We start from the raw sequence: 18,395 nt of genomic DNA on the forward strand, positions 1-18,395 counted from the left end.
GCTCAGTGCTCGCTGTCGAGGTGGGCCATCTGAGCCTCCGGGTAGCGCTCGCCGGCGGCCGCCCCGGCGGGCACGGCCTCCTCGATGGCCGCCAGGTCCGCGGGGTCCAGCTCCACCGCGAGGGCTCCGAGCGCCTCGGTCAGCCGGTCCCGGCGACGGGCGCCGACGAGCGGCACGATGTCCTCGCCCTGGGCCAGCACCCAGGCGATGGCCGCCTGCGCGACCGTGACGCCCTTGCTCGCGGCCACCCTGCGCAGCGCCTCCACCAGGTCGAGGTTGCGCTGCAGGTTCTCGCCCTGGAAGCGGGGGCTCATGCCGCGGAAGTCGCCGGGCGCCAGCAGCCGGTCGCGCGTGAAGTGCCCGCTGATCAGGCCGCGGGAGAGCACGCCGTACGCCGTGATGCCGATGCCGAGCTCGCGCGCGGTCGGGAGGATCTCCTTCTCGATGCCGCGGGAGATCAGGGAGTACTCGATCTGGAGGTCGGTGATCGGGGCCACGGCGGCGGCCCGCCGCAGGGTCTCGGCCCCCACCTCGGAGAGTCCGATGTGCCGCACGTGCCCGGCCTCGACGGCCTCGGCGATCGCGCCGACGGTCTCCTCGATCGGGACGTCCGGGTCGACGCGGGCGATCCGGTAGACGTCGATGTGGTCGCGGCCGAGCCGCTGGAGCGAGTACGCCAGGAAGTTCTTCACGGCCTCGGGGCGGCCGTCGTACCCGGTGAAGCCGCCTTCGACGGTGCGCAGGGCGCCGAACTTGACGCTGGTCAGCGCCCGGTCGCGCAGGGCGGCGGGGGCGGTGCGCAGGGCCTCGTTGATCAGCAGCTCGTTGTGGCCCATGCCGTAGAAGTCGCCCGTGTCGAGCAGCGTCATCCCGGCGTCGAGCGCGGCGTGGATCGTCGCGATCGACTCGCCGCGGTCCGCCTCGCCGTACAGGGCCGACATGCCCATGCAGCCCAGGCCGAGGGCGGAGGTGACGGGGCCGGTCCGGCCGAGGGTGCGGGTGGGGAGGGGGGTGTTCGAGATCGTGGTCATGCAACGACTATGACATGAGCGATGACAGATTTCAATATCTGTCATTCGATGGTGTCGCCCTGCACCCGTTTGCGCCGCTTTGGGACCTGGTGTGGACTCGGAGGTCGTAAGAGGGGGGCGGATCCACCGAGAGGAACGTGCCGATGTCCCCGAGCAAGCCGAGCATCGTCTTCGCCCACGGCCTGTGGGCCGACGGGTCCTGCTACAGCAAGCTGATCCCCGTCCTGCAGCGCGAGGGGCACGAGGTGGTGTCCGCGCAGAACGCCCTGGACTCGCTGGAGGGCGACGTCGACGCCGTGCGCAGGGCGCTCGCACGGGTCAGCGCGCCGGCGATCCTCGTGGGCCACTCGTGGGGCGGCTTCGTCATCACGGCCGCGGGCACCGACCAGCGGGTCGCCGGACTCGTCTACATCGCGGCCCTGGCCCCGGACGCGGGGGAGACGCCGCAGGACCTGATCGGGAAGTTCGCCCCGCCCCCGCTCTTCGCGCACCTGGACGCCGAGGACGGGCGGCTGTGGATCGCCCGCGACGGCATCTCCGACTTCTGCGGGGACCTCCCCGAACCCGAGCAGCAGCTCGTCTGGGCGACGCAGGGGTCGGCGGCGGAAGGAGTGCTCGGGGCCACGGTCGACGAGCCGGCCTGGCGTACGAAGCCCAGCTGGTTCTGCGTCACCAAGCAGGACCACGCGGTGGTCCCGGACCTCCAGCGGTTCGAGGTCGAGCGCATGGGGGCCACGGCCGTCGAGGTCGACTCCTCGCACGTCCCGATGCTGTCGAAGCCCGAGGTCGTGCTGGACCTCATCCGCGACGCGGCGCGGTCGGTCTAGGGGCGGCCGGCGGAACGGGGTCGCCCGGCCGTGATCCGCCGGCACCCGAGGGAGACGGCCGGAACCCCCCGGTCCCCGCTCGGGCCGACGTACGGTCATGGCATGCAGACGGACGACGGAACGCCGGGCGGCCTCGCCTACCGCCCGGCACGGCCCGAGGACGACGCGGCCCTGGCGGAGCTCGACGGTTCCTTCACGACGGACGCCGTATACCGCGTGCAGGCCACCGGCACCGGGTTCGCGATCCGACGGACACCGGTGGATCCGCCGCTGCGCAAGGTCTTCCCCGACGACGACGGCGACCCCGGTCCGGGGGACCGGACCGTGGTCGCCGTCGATGGCGACCGGCTGTGCGGGGTCGTGCGGACCTCGTACGAGCCGTGGAACGCGCGCCTGACCGTCGACGACATCGAGGTCGCGCCGGGCTGGCGCGGCAGGGGCGTCGGGCGGGCCCTGATGGACCACGTCTTCGACCACGCCAGGGAGTGCGGGGCCGGGCAGGTGTGGCTGGAGGTCAGCAACGTCAACGCCCCGGCCATCGACGCGTACCTGCGGATGGGCTTCGCGTTCTGCGGCCTCGACGCCTCCCTCTATGACGGCACCGAGTCGGCCGGCGAGCAGGCGCTCTTCATGGCCCGACGGGTCCCCCCGGCCGCATCCCCACGCCCCGCGGTGTGAACGGCGTCCACCAGCCTGCGGCACGAACTGAAACCACCGCGCTGCGGCGTGCGGGGAAGTTCCGACCCGGAGCCGGAAGGGGAGTCTCCCGACCCGGGTCCGAAAGCGGTCGAACCGCGACCCGTGCCGCCTTCCCCAGGGAGTGGCCGTCCCGTGGTGTGTGGGGGAGCCTCTTGAGGCGGCATGGCAGGCTGGTCCGGAGGCAGGCCCGGGCCTGGGGTGGCCGTAGGCCAGGGCCGAAGGCCCCGAAGCCCCAGGGGTGGGCCTGCCGCAGGGCCTGCAGGCCATGCCGGGTCAAGAGGCGAGGGGACCCACACGCCACGGGACGGCCCCGAAGCGGGCCACCGCAACCCCAACCACGCACCAATGCTCCACCAAGCAGCAGCCACGCCTGCTACCCGACCCGACCCGGTACTACCCGACCCGATCCGGCCCGCCCTCAGCCCCGTCCTCCGCCAACGCCCGCAACACCGCCAGCGGATCAGGAGCCCGGGCGAAGAACTCGCCGTCGACCGCCTCCACCGCCGCGATGGCCCGCGGGGCCAGCTCGGCTCCCGCCGCGGTGACGCGCACGCGCTTCGCCCGGGTGTCGGCGGGATCGGTCTCGCGCTCGACGAGCCCCTTGGCCTCCAGGGTGCGCAGCACCTGCGAGGTCATCTTGACGTCCGTACCGGCCTGTCGCGCCACCGCCTGCTGGTTGGGGCGGCCGCCCTCGCCGTTGAGCCACCAGGTGCAGGCCAGCAGCACGAACTGCACGTGCGTGAGCCCGAGCGGCGCCAGAGCCGCCGTGACGGCGCGCTGCCAGCGCAGCGTCACGTGCCACAACAGGAAGCCGGGGCTCTGCCCGGGGGTGAGCATCAGGCTTCCGCGCGGCGCGCCAGCGCGGCCATGGTGTCGGGCCAGTCCGCCGTGATGCCGGGGCCCACCTGCGGCCCGACGGCGTCGGCCGCGGCGCCGGTGATCTCCATGCGGTAGGTGATGCGGGCTCCGCCGGCCGGCAGCGGGGCCGTGCGGTGGGTGGTGCGGAACAGCAGCCCGTCGAAGCGGGCCTCGTCCACGAACACCTCGGGGGCGCGCACCTCCGCCAGGGTGAGCTCCACCGGGTCCTGGCCGGCCGGGTGCATGGTGATGCCCGTGCCCGCCGCGAACGGGCCGGTGGTCTCGATCTTCTCGATGTCGGCGTTCCAGGCGCCCCAGTTCGCCACGTCCTCCCAGTGCCGCCAGACGGCCTCGGGCGCGGCGGTGGTCTCGACGCTGTGCTCGTACGTCCACATGGTGCGTTCCCCGTTCGCTTCGTGAATGACGGCCGGGTGGTCCCGCCGGCGTGACGCCACCGGCCCGGCCGAATCAATCTGTGCGCAGACTATCTGTGCGGAGAGTATTTCGCCACGGACTCGCAGTCCAGTGCGCTCGGCGGACTCACCGTCACCGTCCAGCGCCGTGCGCGCGGTTCGCCGTCGACATGGCCCAGCGGCCCGTGGTCAGGGCGCCGACCGCGAGCACCACGGCGCCGCAGGCGGCGATGACCCACCACGCCGGGCGGCTCGCCGCACCGAAGTCGGCGCCGCCGGCCAGGCCGCCCGCCAGCACCGAACCGATCACCGCCACGCCGAGGGTGCCGCCGGTCTGCCGGCTGGTGGAGGCCACGGCGGCGGCCACGCCCGCCTGCGCACGGGGCATGCCGGACACGGCCGTGTTGGTGATGGGGGCGTTGACCAGTCCGAAGCCGGCGCCGAAGAGGACGTACGCCGCGAACAGCGGCACGTCCGAGCCGTCCGGGGTGACCAGGCCGGGCCAGGCGAGCAGCACGGCGCTCGCGGCCATCGCCGCGCCCGCGACCAGGAGCGGCAGGCGTGGGCCGCGGGTGCCCACCAGCCGTCCCGACAGGGGCGCGAAGAGGAAGGTCAGGGCGGCCATCGGGAGCATGTACAGGCCGGCGTCGAGCGGCGAGAGCCCGCGGGCCTCCTGGAGGAAGAGGGTGTTCAGGAAGAGGAAGCCGCCCAGCGCGGCGAACGCGCACACCGCGATGACGACCGCCCCGCTGAACGGGGCGCTCGCGAAGAACCGCGGATCGATCAGGGGCTCCGTGCGCCGCCGCTCGTACCGGACCAGGCCGGTCAGGGAGCCCACCGCGACGGCTCCGCACAGCCAGGTGGCCCAGGCCGGGGCGTGCGGGGCCTCGATGATCCCGTACGTCAGGGAGCCGAGCAGCGCGATGACCAGGAGCTGGCCCACCGGATCCGGACGGCGGGCGTGCGGCGCGCGGGACTCGGGCACGTACCGCAGGGTGAGCACGAGGGCGAGCAGGCCGACCGGCAGGTTCAGCCAGAAGATCGAGCGCCAGCCGACGGTGTCCACCAGCAGGCCGCCGATCACCGGGCCGGCGCCCATGGAGATGCCGACCACCCCGCCCCACACGCCGATCGCGCGGGCGCGTTCGCGGGGCTCGGTGAAGGTGTTGGTGATGATCGACATGGCGACGGGGTTGAGCATGGAGCCGCCCACCGCCTGCACCACGCGGAAGGCGACCAGTGCCCCCAGGCTCGGGGCCAGTGAGCACAGCAGCGAGCCCGCGGTGAAGACGACCAGGCCGGTGCCGAAGACCTTGCGCCGGCCCACCCGGTCGCCGGTGGAACCGGCCAGCATGAGCAGCGAGGCGAGGACGAGGGTGTACGCGTCGATGGTCCACTGCATGCCGGCGACCGAGGCGTCGAACTCGCGCCGCATGGACGGCAGGGCGACGTTCAGCACGGTGGTGTCCAGGCTGACGAGCAGGAGGCTCATGCAGCAGATGCCGAGGACCAGAAGCCTGCGGCGCGGGTCGGGCGGCGCGGCGGGACCCGGCGGGGAAGGGGTGGGGGCGTGTGGCCCGGGCGGCGCGTGCTCTGCAGCGTCGGGGCGGGGCTTGGGGAACCTGAACCGGGCCATAACAATATAGTACGCCTAACTAACCACCTGTCGGCGTGGTGCGCGACAATGGGGCAATGACCACGCTCGACCTGACGCCCGCCACGGGCCCCGCGGCGGCCCCCGCCCAGGCCGCCCCCGCGGCGCCCGCCCTCACCATCGGACCGCACACCGTGCAGCCGCCGGTGGTGCTCGCGCCCATGGCCGGCATCACCAACGCCCCGTTCCGCACCTTGTGCCGCGAGTTCAGCGGCGGCAAGGGGCTGTTCGTGAGCGAGATGATCACCACGCGAGCCCTGGTCGAGCGCAACGACAAGACCATGCAGCTGATCCACTTCGACGAGACCGAGAAGCCCCGGTCCATCCAGCTGTACGGCGTCGACCCCGTGACCGTCGGCAAGGCCGTCCGCATGATCGTGGACGAGGACCGGGCCGACCACATCGACCTCAACTTCGGCTGCCCCGTCCCCAAGGTCACCCGCAAGGGCGGCGGCTCGGCCCTCCCCTACAAGCGGAACCTGCTGCGCGCCATCCTCCGCGAGGCCGTCGGCAACGCCGGGGACCTCCCGGTGACCATGAAGATGCGCAAGGGCATCGACGACGACCACCTCACCTACCTCGACGCCGGGCGCATCGCGGTCGAGGAGGGCGTCACCGCCATCGCGCTGCACGGCCGCACCACCGCCCAGCACTACGGCGGCACCGCCGACTGGGAGGCGATCGCGCGCCTGAAGGAGCACGTCCCCGAGATCCCGGTGCTGGGCAACGGCGACATCTGGTGCGCGGAGGACGCGCTGCGCATGGTCCGCGAGACCGGCTGCGACGGCGTGGTCGTCGGGCGCGGCTGCCTGGGCCGTCCGTGGCTGTTCGGCGACCTGGTCGCCGCCTTCGAGGGCCGTACGGACGAGCTGGCGCGGCCCACGCTGCGCGAGGTCGCCGCGGTCATGGTCCGGCACGCCACCCTGCTGGGGGAGTGGATCGGCGACGAGTCCCGCGGAGTGATCGACTTCCGTAAGCACGTGGCCTGGTACCTCAAGGGGTTCTCGGTCGGTTCCGAGATGCGCAAGAAGCTGGCGGTCACCTCGTCCCTCGCCGAGCTCGACGCTCATCTGAGCGAGCTCGACCTGGACCAGCCCTGGCCCGAGGGTGCGGACGGTCCCCGGGGCCGGACGTCCGGAAACAACCGGGTTGTCCTCCCGGACGGCTGGCTCAAGGATCCGTACGACTGCGCCGGGGTGAGCGAAGAAGCGGAACTGGATACGTCCGGAGGCTGAACGGACGGCGTGATATGCGCCACGCATGCGTGGGGTTGCGCTCAGATGAGCGGAAAAACCACGGCTGCAACTCTCAAAGGGTGGCACTGGGTGCCACCCATTGTTCGTTCAAGAAGTGAACACAATTGTATCGATCATCGCTCATCTGAGCTGGATCATGGGGTCTGGGGCCCGCGCGACTTCGAGACCTGAAAGCTCTTCACGCGTTTGGGCTACCGATCGGTTACTTTCGATCTGCTGGCGGACGGGTGGTTGGAGCCATGGGACCGCCAAGTGGGCGTACCCAGATGCCTTCGATCTGGGTATGTTCCTCGCCGTCAGGGCAGCCACCGAGTCCTCGAGGAGTCGAGACCCGTGTCGGAAAACGTTGAGCAGAAGTTCGTCTACGACTTCACCGAGGGAAACCGCGACCTCAAGGACCTCCTCGGCGGCAAGGGAGCAAACCTCGCCGAGATGACCAACCTCGGTCTCCCGGTCCCTCCCGGCTTCACCATCACCACCGAGGCCTGCAAGGTCTACCTCGACAGCGGTGAGGCGCCGGCCGCGCTCCGTGACGAGGTCACCGCGCACCTGGAGGCCCTCGAGGCCACGATGGGCAAGAAGCTCGGCCAGTCCGACGACCCGCTGCTGGTCTCCGTCCGGTCCGGTGCCAAGTTCTCGATGCCCGGCATGATGGACACGGTCCTCAACATCGGCCTCTCCGACGAGTCCGTCGTGGGCCTGGCCGCCCAGGCCAACAACGAGCGCTTCGCGTGGGACTCGTACCGCCGCCTGATCCAGATGTTCGGCAAGACCGTCCTGGGCGTGGACGGCGAGCTCTTCGAGGAGGCCCTGGACGACGCCAAGGCCGCCAAGAAGGTCACCGTCGACACCGACCTCGACGCCGCCGACCTGAAGAAGCTCGTCAAGACCTTCAAGAAGATCGTCGCCAAGGAGACCGGCCGCGACTTCCCGCAGGACCCGCGCGAGCAGATGGACCTCGCCGTCAAGGCCGTCTTCGACTCCTGGAACGGCGAGCGCGCGAAGCTGTACCGCCGCCAGGAGCGCATCCCGGGCGACCTCGGCACCGCCGTCAACATCTGCTCGATGGTCTTCGGCAACCTCGGCCCCGACTCGGGCACCGGCGTCGCCTTCACCCGCGACCCCGCCTCCGGTCACCAGGGCGTCTACGGCGACTACCTGCAGAACGCGCAGGGCGAGGACGTCGTCGCCGGCATCCGCAACACCGTGCCGCTCGCCGATCTCGAGCAGATCGACAAGAAGTCGTACGACCAGCTGATGCAGATCATGGAGACCCTCGAGACGCACTACAAGGACCTGTGCGACATCGAGTTCACCATCGAGCGCGGCCAGCTGTGGATGCTGCAGACCCGCGTCGGCAAGCGCACCGCCGGTGCCGCCTTCCGCATCGCCACCCAGCTGGTGGACCAGGGCCTGATCGACGAGGCCGAGGCCCTCCAGCGCGTCACCGGAGCCCAGCTGGCCCAGCTGATGTTCCCGCGCTTCGACGACAAGGCGAAGGCCGAGCTCGTCGGCCGCGGCATCGCCGCCTCCCCGGGCGCGGCGGTCGGCAAGGCCGTCTTCGACTCCTACACCGCGGTCAAGTGGTCCCGCTCCGGCGAGAAGGTCATCCTGATCCGCCGCGAGACCAACCCCGACGACCTCGACGGCATGATCGCCTCCGAGGGCATCCTGACCTCCCGCGGCGGCAAGACCTCGCACGCCGCCGTGGTGGCCCGCGGCATGGGCAAGACCTGTGTCTGCGGCGCCGAGGAGCTCGACGTCGACACCAAGCGCCGCCGCATGACCACCGCGTCGGGCCAGGTCGTCGAGGAGGGCGACGTCGTCTCCATCGACGGCTCCACCGGCAAGGTCTACCTCGGTGAGGTACCGGTCGTACCGTCCCCGGTCGTCGAGTACTTCGAGGGCCGCATGCACGCCGGCGCCGACGAGGCCGACGAGCTCGTCGCCGCCGTGCACCGGATCATGGCGTACGCCGACCGCGTCCGCCGCCTGCGGGTGCGCGCCAACGCCGACAACGCCGAGGACGCGATGCGCGCCCGCCGCTTCGGCGCCCAGGGCATCGGCCTGTGCCGCACCGAGCACATGTTCCTCGGCGAGCGCCGCGAGATGGTCGAGAAGCTCATCCTCGCGGACACCGAGGAGGAGCGCGACGTCGCCCTCGTCGAGCTGCTGCCGCTGCAGAAGACGGACTTCGTCGAGCTGTTCGAGGCGATGGACGGCCTGCCGGTCACCGTCCGCCTGCTCGACCCGCCGCTGCACGAGTTCCTGCCCGACATCACCGAGCTGTCGGTGCGCGTCGCGCTCGCCGAGGCCCGCGAGGACCACAACGAGAACGACCTGCGCCTGCTCCAGGCCGTGCACCGGCTGCACGAGCAGAACCCGATGCTGGGTCTGCGCGGCGTCCGCCTCGGCCTGGTCATCCCCGGCCTGTTCGCCATGCAGGTCCGGGCGATCGCCGAGGCCGCGGCCGAGCGCAAGAACGCCAAGGGCGACCCGCGCGTCGAGATCATGATCCCGCTGGTGGGCACCGTCCAGGAGCTGGAGATCGTCCGCGAGGAGGCCGAGGCGGTCATCGCCGACGTCGAGCGGGCCACCGGCGTGGAGCTGAAGCTCGCCCTCGGCACGATGATCGAGCTGCCGCGCGCCGCCGTGACGGCCGGCCAGATCGCCGAGGCGGCGGAGTTCTTCTCCTTCGGCACGAACGACCTGACCCAGACGGTGTGGGGCTTCTCCCGCGACGACGTGGAGGCCAGCTTCTTCACCGCGTACCTGGAGAAGGGCATCTTCGGCGTCAGCCCGTTCGAGACCATCGACAAGGACGGCGTCGGCTCCCTGGTCCGCCTGGCCGTCGAGGCCGGCCGGGCCACCCGCCCCGACATCAAGCTCGGCGTCTGCGGCGAGCACGGCGGCGACCCCGAGTCCGTGCACTTCTTCCACGAGGTCGGCCTCGACTACGTCTCCTGCTCGCCCTTCCGGATCCCGGTGGCGCGCCTGGAGGCCGGCCGCGCGGCGGCCGAGGCGAAGGGCAGCGACAGCCGCTGATCCCGCTCTCCCAGGCCCGGCCGGCGGCGCGAACCGCCGGCCAGGGCGGGTGGCACGAACCACCCGCGCACGGCTGCTCGGGACCCGGGATCCCTGACCCCCCGGACCGTCGGCCGCTTCGGAACCGTCTTCCGCTCAGACCTCGACCCTCATGAGCGGGAGGCGGTTCCGGCATGTCCGGGGTGGTTCCTGCGGGTCACGGGTGGTTGCGGCGGGCGCCGCGGGACCTATATCCCGGCTTATCCATAAACGAGCGTAAATAGACCAGCAGGCGGCGGGCGGATCCCCACCCGCCCGCCGCCTCCTGTCAATCAACCGGACACGTCGGCGCTTCCCGTTGCGACCGACCGCCAGGCCCCGCAAAGCCCCCCACGGCCTTCGCGGAGCGTTTCCGGTCGCCCCGGAGTGTGCCCGGCGGACTACAGCATTTCGCTTGTCACGCCCCTGCCGAAAGGGGTTTCAACTGTGGCCGAAAGGGCGTGGTGACGTCGCGTGACGGTGTGCATACTCGTGGGGCGGGGTGATTGCGGTTGCACAGGTGGGGGTTCGGTGCTGCGTATCCATTTCACTGGAGTGGACCTGGCACGGGTGCGGATGGCGGGTAGACCCGATGCGTTGTGGGAAACGATTCTGAGTTTTCATCGCTTAAGAGATCGGCGGGACGCCAGGCTGTTCGGTGAATGGCGTACAGAGACCCGTACCCGGTTGAATGGTGAAACACGCCTGCTGAGCGCGCTCATACCGTCCCGGGGCTATTTCCCGGACTTTCTGACGCCCTCGGAGGGCCGGTACGGCATGGAGCTCGGCCTCGACGCGCTGCGGGGGACCCGGGCGTCCCGGCTGCGCAAGGAGCTCTCCCTGGTGTCCTCCGCCGGGGCCGCCACGGCCCAGCGGCTGCGGGACTTCGCCGAGGGCGGCCCGACCCAGATCGGTCGCCTGCTCGCCGAGTTGCGCACCTACCACCGGGCCGCCGTGGAGCCGTACTGGACCCACATCCAGGCCCAGGTGGAGGCCGAGCGCGCGGCGCGCGGCCGGGCGCTCCTCGACGGCGGCGCGGACGAGCTCCTCGCCTCGTTGCCGCCGATGCTGCGGTGGCGCGCGCCGGTGCTGGAGTGCGACTACCCGGTCGACCGGGACCTGTGGCTGCGCGGGCGGGGGTTGCTGCTCCAGCCGTCGTTCTTCTGCCGGCGCACCGCCGTGACGCTGGTGGACCCGGAGCTGCCGCCGGTGCTGGTCTACCCGGCGGCCGCCCAGCTGGTCTCGACGGCGGCACCGCGCCGGGCCGACCCGGGGGCGCACAAGACGCTGGGCAAGCTCGTCGGGCACACCCGCTCGGTGGTCCTGCGGGCCATCGGCGACGGTGCGACCACCAGCGAGCTGGCCCGGCGGGCGGGGGTGTCGCTGGCCTCCGCCAGCCAGCACGCCTGCGTGATGCGCGAGGCGGGCCTGGTGACGACCCTGCGGCACGGCAACGCGGTGCTGCACACGGTGACCCCGCTGGGGGCCGCACTGCTCAAGGGCGGCGCCGTGGCCTCCTGAGGGCCGGCGCGCGGCGGCCTGCGTGGGCGTGCCGGGGTGCTCTGCGTCTGCGTGCCCGTGGTGCCCTGCGTGTGCCCGCGGCGTCCCGAACCCTGCGGTCCGGTCCGGGAAGCCCGCCGCGCGGGAGGCGTGCCGCCCGTACGGCCCCGCCGGAGGTCCTCCGGCGGGGCCGTACGCGTTCCGGGCGGTCGGGTCAGGGGGCTGGGCCGAGGGGGTGGTCGGCGCGGGCCGGCTCGGTCGGCGTGGGTCGGGGTGCCCCGGGGTGCCTCGGGTCGGGCGGCGGGTCAGGTGCGGAAGGGGCCCGTCACCTCGTACGTGATGCCGCCGGTGGAGCTGCCGGTGGTGCCGCGCTGGCTGGAGAAGTACAGCCGGTCGCCGGCGGGGGAGAAGGCCGGGCCGGTGATCTCCGAGGAGGACTGGCCGGTGATCCGCAGGAACGGCGCCACCACGTCGTCCGGGGTGATCAGGCAGATCTCCATGTTGCCGCCGTCCTCGGCGACGTAGAGGTCGCCGAACGTCGAGCCGGTGACGTTGTCCACGCCGGTGAGCGGGGCGCCGCCGCCGACCACGAGGGAGTCGTCGTAGGCCAGCTCGTACGTGCCGCTCGCGAGGTTGAGCTGCCAGACCCGGTTGTCGCCCTTGGTGGTGAACCAGACGGTGTCGTTCGCGTAGTGGCAGCCCTCGCCGCCGTTGAAGTGCTTGGCGCCGGAGACCTGGCTGCGGGTGGCGGTCGGGGACCCGTCCGGGTCCGGGACGTTCTGCCAGGTGAAGGTCCCGGAGGTGGCCGAGCCGGCGACCATGACCTGGAGCGTGCCGGCGGACAGGTTGCCCCAGGTGGTGGGGACGAAGCGGTAGAAGCAGCCGTTGGTCTCGTCCTCGGTCAGGTACACGGCCTGGCGGACCGGGTCGGCCGCGGCCGCCTCGTGCTTGAACCTGCCCAGTGCGGGCCGCTGCACGGCCGCGTTCACGCCCCAGGGGTCGGTCTCGTAGACGTAGCCGAGGCTGACCTCCTCGCAGGAGAGCCAGGTGTTCCAGGGCGTCCGGCCGCCGGCGCAGTTCTGGCGGGTGCCGGAGAGGATCCGGTAGGCGGAGGTGACGGTGCCGGCGGAGTCGAGGCGGACCGCGCTCGCGCCGCCCGAGGGGTTGACCTCGGAGTTGGAGACGTAGATCCAGCCGGTGCCGTCGGCGAAGCAGGCGCCGCCGTCCGGGGCGCTGTGCCAGGCGTACGAGGTGCCGGGGACGGTCTGGCCGGAGCGGGCGATCACCCGGCTGGAGAAGCCGGCGGGCAGCATGATCCCGTTCGCGTCGGCCGCGCCGAGCGCGCCGTACGGGCCGGGGCCGGGCTGTGCGGGGGCGGCGTAGGCGGCACCGTGCATCAACGTGCCGCCGAAGGCGGCGGCGGACGTGCCGACGACGGCGCCGCGCAGGAAGGTACGACGTTCCACGGTCACACTCCTCGACGAGGGGGGACGGCCCGCGCCCGGGGGCGGGGCGGGGGTGGAGCGCCGAGGAACCTAGCCACCTGGTGTGGCCCCCGCGCCAACGGCGGATGGCGCGCGGGCGGCCGCTGCCGGACGAGGGGGAGTGGAGGTCGGCCGGCGCGCGCCGGATGCCGGGAGCAGCCGTGGCACGCCACCGTGGACGGGCTGCACCGGGGTCCGGACGCCGAGGAGAACCCCGGGTTCAGCCCCTCGGCCGCCCTCGAGCTGCGCTCCGCGACCTGAAGGCCTGCCATCGCACCCCATCTGACCTGCGGGTTCGATGGACGGAAGAAATCTTCGAGAAAAATCGCCCGCGGGCGATGAGTCCCGTGGGCACCGCCGGTCTATCCCTCTGAAACCGCCACCCGGCCCGGGCGGCGCACCCGAGAGAGAAGAGACGGCTGATGTCCGCCACGATGATCTTCGTCAACCTGCCGGTCAAGGACCTGGAGGCGAGCAAGGGCTTCTACGGCAAGCTCGGCTTCACCTTCAACCCGCAGTTCACCGACGAGACCGCGGCCTGCATGGTGATCAGCGACACGATCTTCGCGATGCTGCTCACCCACGAGAAGTTCGCGGAGTTCACGGACCGGGAGATCGCCGACGCGCACAAGACCTCCCAGGTGCTGCTGGCCCTGAGCCGGGACGACCGCGCCGCGGTCGACTCGATCGCCGACGCCGCGGTCGCCGCCGGTGGCAGCGAGCCGCGCCCGGCCCAGGACATGGGCTTCATGTACAGCCGCGCCTTCGCGGACCTGGACGGCCACGTGTGGGAGCCGATGTGGATGGACCCCGCGGCCGTCCAGGGCTGATCCGGTCCCGCCCGTCAGGCCGCGCGTACCTCGCGCACCTCGCGGCCCTCGCGAACCTCGCGGACCTCGTACGTCGCCACCGTCACCTCGTCGTCGTCCAGGCAGCGCCCCGACTCCAGGTCGAAGCGCTGCTTGAGCAGCGGCGAGGCGACGAACGGCCGCCCGTCCGCGGAGCCCAGCAGCCCCCGGGCGAGCACCTGCGCGCCGGTGAAGGGGTCCTGGTTGCCGATGGCGTACGGACGCCCGGCCCGGTCGAGGAACAGCGCGACCTGCGTCCCGTCGGGCAGCAGGGCGGCCACCCCGCGGCCGGGGGTGAGGGCGGCCAGCTCGCACACGGCGAACCACTCCTCCCCCGTGAGCAGTTCGACGGTCGAGGTGCCGGCGGGAGTGGTGGGCGTGGTGCTCACGGTGCTCGCGGTACTCATCGGGGCGTTCCTTCCAGCAGGCGGGCGGGGGAGAGGGTCAGGACCTCCAGATCGGGCTTGATCTGGTCGCGCTCCGCCACGAACCGCACCGTCGGGTCGGGGGCGCCGGGCGCGTTGACGAAGGACACGAACCGCCGCAGCCGCTCCGGGTCCTCGAGCGTCTCGGCCCACTCGTCGCGGTAGTGGGCCACGTGGGCGGCCATCATGGCCTCCAACTCGTCGCACAGCCCCAGCGAGTCGTGCACGACCACGTCCCGCAGGTGGTCCAGGCCGCCCTCCAGGCGCTCCAGCCACACCGAGGTGCGCTCCAGCCGGTCGGCGGTGCGGATGTAGAACATCAGGAAGCGGTCGATCAGCCGGACCAGTTCCGCGTCGGAGAGGTCCTGGGCGAGCAGATCGGCGTGGCGCGGCGTGGCGCCGCCGTTGCCGCCGACGTACAGGTTCCACCCGCCGGCGGTGGCGATCACTCCGAAGTCCTTGCTCTGCGCCTCGGCGCACTCGCGGGCGCAGCCGGAGACGGCGGACTTCAGCTTGTGCGGGGCGCGCAGGCCCCGGTACCGCAGCTCCAGGTCGATCGCCATCCGTACGCTGTCCTGGACGCCGTACCGGCACCAGGTCTGCCCCACGCAGGACTTCACGGTCCGCAGGGCCTTGCCGTACGCGTGCCCGGACTCGAAGCCGGCGTGCACGAGCCGTGCCCAGATGGAGGGCAACTGCTCGACGCGCGCGCCGAAGAGGTCGATCCGCTGCCCGCCCGTGATCTTGGTGTAGAGGCCGAAGTCACGGGCCACCTCGCCGATCACGATGAGCTTCTCGGGGGTGATCTCGCCGCCGGGGATCCGCGGCACCACCGAATAGGAGCCGTTGCGCTGCAGGTTGGCGAGGTGGTGGTCGTTGGTGTCCTGGAGGGCCGCCTGCTCGCCGTCGAGCACGTACCCCTCGGCGCCGATGGCCGGTGCGAGCGAGGCGATGATCGAGCCGACCGCCGGCTTGCAGACCTCGCAGCCCTCGCCGCCCCGGGCGGCCTCCCGGCCGTGGCCGTCGAGCAGCGCGGCGAACGAGGTCAGCCGCAGGGTGCGGACGATCTCGTACAGCTCGGCGCGGGTGTACGGGAAGCAGCCGCACAGCCCCTTGTCGGTGGAGGCCGGCAGCAGCTGGCCGATCACCTTCAGGCAGCTGCCGCAGCCGGTGCCCGCCTTCGTGCACTTCTTGACCTCGGGGAGGGTGGTGTGCGCGGTGATGGCCTTCTTGGTGACGTTGTGGCAGGAGCAGATCACCGCGTCGTCGGGGAGCGCGGACGGGCCGATGGCCACCGGCGCGCCGGCCCCGGCGGGCAGCACCAGCTGCTCGGGGGCGACGGGCGGCACCGAGCCGGTGAGCGGGCGCAGCAGCCCGTACGCGTCGGCCTCGCCGACCAGGACACCGCCGAGGAGGGTGCCGTCGCGGGCGATGACGAGCTTCTTGTAGACGCCCGAGCGGGAGTCGGAGTAGACGACGTCGAGGCAGCCCTCGGCGGTGCCGTGGGCGTCACCGAAGGAGGCCACGTCGACGCCGAGCAGCTTGAGCTTGGTGGACAGGTCCGCGCCGGTGAACTCGCGGGTGGGAGGTGCGTCCGGGGCTCCGGCTGCGGCTGCGGCCGGGTCCGGGTGCGAGGCAGGGGCCGGGGCCGCAGGCTGCGTGGTGCGGGCGAGCAGGTCGTCGGCGGCGGTCAGGGCCATCTCGTAGCCGGGGGCGACCAGGCCGTACACGCGGCCGTCGACGGCCAGCGCGCACTCGCCGATCGCGTACACGTCCGCGTCCGAGGTGCTGCGGCAGCGGGCGTCGACGGCGATGCCGCCGCGCTCGCCGACCGCCAGCCCGCAGTCGCGGGCGAGCTGGTCGCGGGGGCGCACGCCGGCCGAGAAGACGACCAGCTCGGTGTCGAGGACCGTGCCGTCGGACAGCCGCATGCCGGTGACGCGGCCCTCGGGGCCGGTGACGACCTCCTGCGTGCCGGTGCCGGTGTGCACGCTCAGGCCCATGCCCTCGATGGTGCGCAGCAGGGCCGCGCCGCCGCCGTCGTCGACCTGCACCGGCATCAGGCGGGGCGCGAACTCCACGATGTGGGTGTCCAGTCCGAGGCCCTGCAGGGCGCCCGCCGCCTCCAGCCCGAGGAGGCCGCCGCCGACCACGGCACCGGTGGTGCGGCCCTCGGCGTACGCCTCGATGGCGAGGAGGTCCTCGATGGTGCGGTAGACGAAGCAGCCCTCGGCGTCCTTGCCGGGCACCGGCGGCACGAACGGGTACGAGCCGGTGGCCAGGACCAGCGCGTCGTAACCGAAGACCCGGCCGGAGCGGGCGGTGACGGTGCGGGCCGTGCGGTCGACGGCGGTGGCGGGGTCGCCGAGGTGGAGCTCGATGCCGTGCTCCGCCATGAACCCGGCCGGGGTCAGCGACAGGTCCTCGGCGCTGCTGCCGTTGAAGTACGAGGTCAGGTGGACCCGGTCGTAGGCGGGGCGGGGCTCCTCGCACAGGACGACGACCCGGTGGCTGCGGGTCAGGCCGCGCTCGGCGAGCGCCTCGAGGTAGCGCTGGCCGACCATGCCGTGGCCGATGAGCACGAGCGTGGGGCGGGTGGACGGGAGGGTGGTGCTGGTGCTGGTGCTGGTGCTGGTGCTGGTGGCCGGTGCGCTGCTTGGGGTGGTGTCCGTCGTCACGGTCAGGAGCCTCCGTCGTCGGTGAGCAGGTGGAGCGGTGTGGCGGCGGGCAGGACGTCGTCGGCCTCCCAGGTGCGGGCGAGCGCTCCGACGGTGGAGAGTTCGCCGAGCAGGACCCCGCCGACGAGCCGGTCGTCGCGGAGGACGACCTTGCGGTACGTGCCGCGGGTGGCGTCGGCCAGCCGCAGTACGTCGTCGCCGGGGCGGGGGGTGGTCTCGCCGAAGGCGGCGAGGTCGAGGGGGCGGTCGCCGGTGGCGAGGGTGAGGCGGGTCAGGGCGCGCGTGCCGGTGTAGGGCGGGTGGGGCGCGCTCCCGCCGGAGCCGCTGAGGTCTGCGGTGAGCATGCCGGCGAGGGTGTCGGCCTGCTCGAGGGCGGGGCCCGCGAGCCCGTACACGGTGCCGCGGTGCTCGGCGCAGTCGCCGATGGCGTATACGTCGGGGTCCGAGGTGCGCAGGGCGTCGTCCACGACGATCCCGCGGCGCGTGGTCAGGCCGGCCGCCTGGGCGAGGCCGATGCGGGGGCGGACCCCGCAGGCGATGACGACCAGCTCGGCGTCCAGGCGGTAGCCGTCGGCCAGTTCCACGGCGGTTACGCGACGGGGGGTGGGGTTGGGGGTGGTGGTGCTGGGAGTGTGGCTGGTGCTGGTGCTGGTGCTGGTTGCGCTGGTTTCGTCCGTGTGCAGGCCGCGGGCTCGGCACTCGGTGTGGATTTCTACGCCCAGGGCGGTCAGGTGGTCGCGGACCAGTGCGGCCGCGTCCTCGTCCAGCTGGCGCTCCATCAGGCGGGTGCCCTGCTGGGTCAGCACCACCTGGGCGCCGCGGGCGGCGAGGGCACGGGCGGCCGAGACGCCGAGGAGCCCGCCGCCGATCACCACCGCCCGCACGCCGGGGCGGACCGCGGCCGACAGGGCCAGGCAGTCGACCATGGTGCGGAACGGGTGCACGCCGTCCGGGAGCTCGCCCCCGCTCGGCTCGAACAGCCCGCGCAGCGGCGGCAGTACCGGGTTCGAGCCGGTGGCCAGCACCAGCGCGTCGTACCGCAGCACGGTGCCGTCGTCGCAGTGCACCGCCTTCTCGGCCCGGTCGAGGCGGACCGCCCGGACGGCCCGGTGCAGGACGGGGCCGGGGTCGGGCAGGGCCGCGATCTCGGGCCCGTACCGGCCGGCGAGCACCTCCGCCAGCAGCACCCGGTTGTACGGGGCGTGCGGCTCCTCGCCGAGGACGGTCACCCGTACGCCGGGTACGCCGGCGAGGCGCTGGGCGAGCCGGGGCCCGGCCAGCCCGCCGCCGATCACCACCACATGTCGCGAGGTCATGTCAGGAGCGTGCGGGGTGGCTGTTTCCCGGCCGCATCGCGTCTGTTTCCCGGGGGGAACGCTGCCCTCCCTGGCGGGGGCGGCGTGTTGTGAGGGGCTGCGCGGGTGGGCGGCGTCGGGGGCGGGCTCGCTTCGGCGGTGGGTGCCGGTTCGGGGGTGGGTGCCGGTTCGGGGGCGGGTGCAGGTTCGGGGGTGGGTGCCGGTTCGGGGGCGGGTGCAGGTTCGGGGGTGGGTGCCGGTTCGGGCCTGCTCGCTTCGGGGGTGGGTCCCGTGGTGTGTGGGTCCCCTCGGCGCTTGACAGGGGTGGCCTGCAGGCCCTGCGGCAGGCCCACCCCGAGGGCTT

14 protein-coding genes are annotated in these 18,395 nt (G+C 72.6%); 6 read left to right on the forward strand and 8 right to left on the reverse strand.

What is annotated here, in order from left to right; genetic code table 11:
• Positions 1-2 precede the first annotated feature (2 nt).
• Positions 3-1,031 (reverse strand): aldo/keto reductase, encoded by a 1,029-nt coding sequence (locus ACIQCH_RS34895; RefSeq protein WP_402587747.1) that lies wholly within the window; start codon positions 1,029-1,031, stop codon positions 3-5.
• A gap of 143 nt (positions 1,032-1,174) precedes the next feature.
• On the opposite strand from ACIQCH_RS34895, the gene ACIQCH_RS34900 reads away from it, so the two are divergent.
• Positions 1,175-1,858: an alpha/beta fold hydrolase gene (locus tag ACIQCH_RS34900; RefSeq protein WP_402587749.1), complete on the forward strand. Its 684-nt coding sequence runs from the start codon at positions 1,175-1,177 to the stop codon at positions 1,856-1,858.
• A gap of 102 nt (positions 1,859-1,960) precedes the next feature.
• On the forward strand, positions 1,961-2,536 hold the full coding sequence (locus tag ACIQCH_RS34905) for a GNAT family N-acetyltransferase (RefSeq protein ID WP_402587751.1): 576 nt from the start codon (positions 1,961-1,963) through the stop codon (positions 2,534-2,536).
• 414 nt (positions 2,537-2,950) lie between these two features.
• On the opposite strand, the gene ACIQCH_RS34910 is transcribed toward ACIQCH_RS34905, so the two are convergent.
• The 3 genes from ACIQCH_RS34910 to ACIQCH_RS34920 form a co-directional block, all read right to left on the reverse strand.
• Positions 2,951-3,394, reverse strand: coding sequence for a MarR family winged helix-turn-helix transcriptional regulator (locus tag ACIQCH_RS34910; RefSeq protein WP_402587753.1), 444 nt, complete (start codon positions 3,392-3,394; stop codon positions 2,951-2,953).
• Complete coding sequence (locus ACIQCH_RS34915; RefSeq protein WP_402587755.1) at positions 3,394-3,810, reverse strand: SRPBCC family protein; 417 nt, start codon at positions 3,808-3,810, stop codon at positions 3,394-3,396. The genes ACIQCH_RS34910 and ACIQCH_RS34915 overlap by 1 nt, the downstream gene beginning before the upstream one ends.
• A 151-nt stretch (positions 3,811-3,961) precedes the next feature.
• Entirely contained in the window at positions 3,962-5,341 is a 1,380-nt protein-coding gene (locus tag ACIQCH_RS34920; RefSeq protein WP_402587770.1) for an MFS transporter, read from the reverse strand.
• Between the two features lie 179 nt (positions 5,342-5,520).
• Here ACIQCH_RS34920 and dusB point away from each other — a divergent pair, with 179 nt between their 5' ends.
• The 3 genes from dusB to ACIQCH_RS34935 all read left to right on the forward strand — a co-directional run bounded on the left by dusB (position 5,521) and on the right by ACIQCH_RS34935 (position 11,322).
• Positions 5,521-6,717, forward strand: coding sequence for a tRNA dihydrouridine synthase DusB (gene dusB / locus ACIQCH_RS34925; RefSeq protein ID WP_402587757.1), 1,197 nt, complete (start codon positions 5,521-5,523; stop codon positions 6,715-6,717).
• A 354-nt stretch (positions 6,718-7,071) separates the two neighbouring features.
• The gene (gene ppdK, locus ACIQCH_RS34930) at positions 7,072-9,783 is read left to right on the forward strand and encodes a pyruvate, phosphate dikinase (RefSeq protein ID WP_402587759.1); all 2,712 of its coding nucleotides are present in this window, start codon (positions 7,072-7,074) and stop codon (positions 9,781-9,783) included.
• A 549-nt stretch (positions 9,784-10,332) separates the two neighbouring features.
• Positions 10,333-11,322, forward strand: coding sequence for an ArsR/SmtB family transcription factor (locus ACIQCH_RS34935; protein ID WP_402587761.1), 990 nt, complete (start codon positions 10,333-10,335; stop codon positions 11,320-11,322).
• A gap of 284 nt (positions 11,323-11,606) precedes the next feature.
• On the opposite strand, the gene ACIQCH_RS34940 is transcribed toward ACIQCH_RS34935, so the two are convergent.
• The gene (locus ACIQCH_RS34940; protein ID WP_402587763.1) at positions 11,607-12,767 is read right to left on the reverse strand and encodes an alkaline phosphatase PhoX; all 1,161 of its coding nucleotides are present in this window, start codon (positions 12,765-12,767) and stop codon (positions 11,607-11,609) included.
• Between the two features lie 440 nt (positions 12,768-13,207).
• Between ACIQCH_RS34940 and ACIQCH_RS34945 the strand changes: the two genes are divergently transcribed.
• Positions 13,208-13,615, forward strand: coding sequence for a VOC family protein (locus ACIQCH_RS34945; RefSeq protein WP_402587764.1), 408 nt, complete (start codon positions 13,208-13,210; stop codon positions 13,613-13,615).
• Positions 13,616-13,629: 14 nt separating this feature from the next.
• Here the strand turns inward: ACIQCH_RS34945 and nirD are convergent, their stop codons facing one another.
• The 3 genes from nirD to ACIQCH_RS34960 all read right to left on the reverse strand — a co-directional run bounded on the left by nirD (position 13,630) and on the right by ACIQCH_RS34960 (position 18,052).
• The gene (nirD, locus tag ACIQCH_RS34950) at positions 13,630-14,040 is read right to left on the reverse strand and encodes a nitrite reductase small subunit NirD (RefSeq protein WP_402587766.1); all 411 of its coding nucleotides are present in this window, start codon (positions 14,038-14,040) and stop codon (positions 13,630-13,632) included.
• Positions 14,037-16,622 (reverse strand): nitrite reductase large subunit NirB, encoded by a 2,586-nt coding sequence (nirB, locus tag ACIQCH_RS34955; protein ID WP_402587772.1) that lies wholly within the window; start codon positions 16,620-16,622, stop codon positions 14,037-14,039. The genes nirD and nirB overlap by 4 nt, the downstream gene beginning before the upstream one ends.
• A 116-nt stretch (positions 16,623-16,738) precedes the next feature.
• Entirely contained in the window at positions 16,739-18,052 is a 1,314-nt protein-coding gene (locus tag ACIQCH_RS34960; RefSeq protein WP_402587768.1) for an NAD(P)/FAD-dependent oxidoreductase, read from the reverse strand.
• Positions 18,053-18,395: the final 343 nt, after the last annotated feature.

It is taken from the genome of Streptomyces sp. NPDC093225, from assembly GCF_044753805.1.
GTDB lineage: Bacteria > Actinomycetota > Actinomycetes > Streptomycetales > Streptomycetaceae > Streptomyces.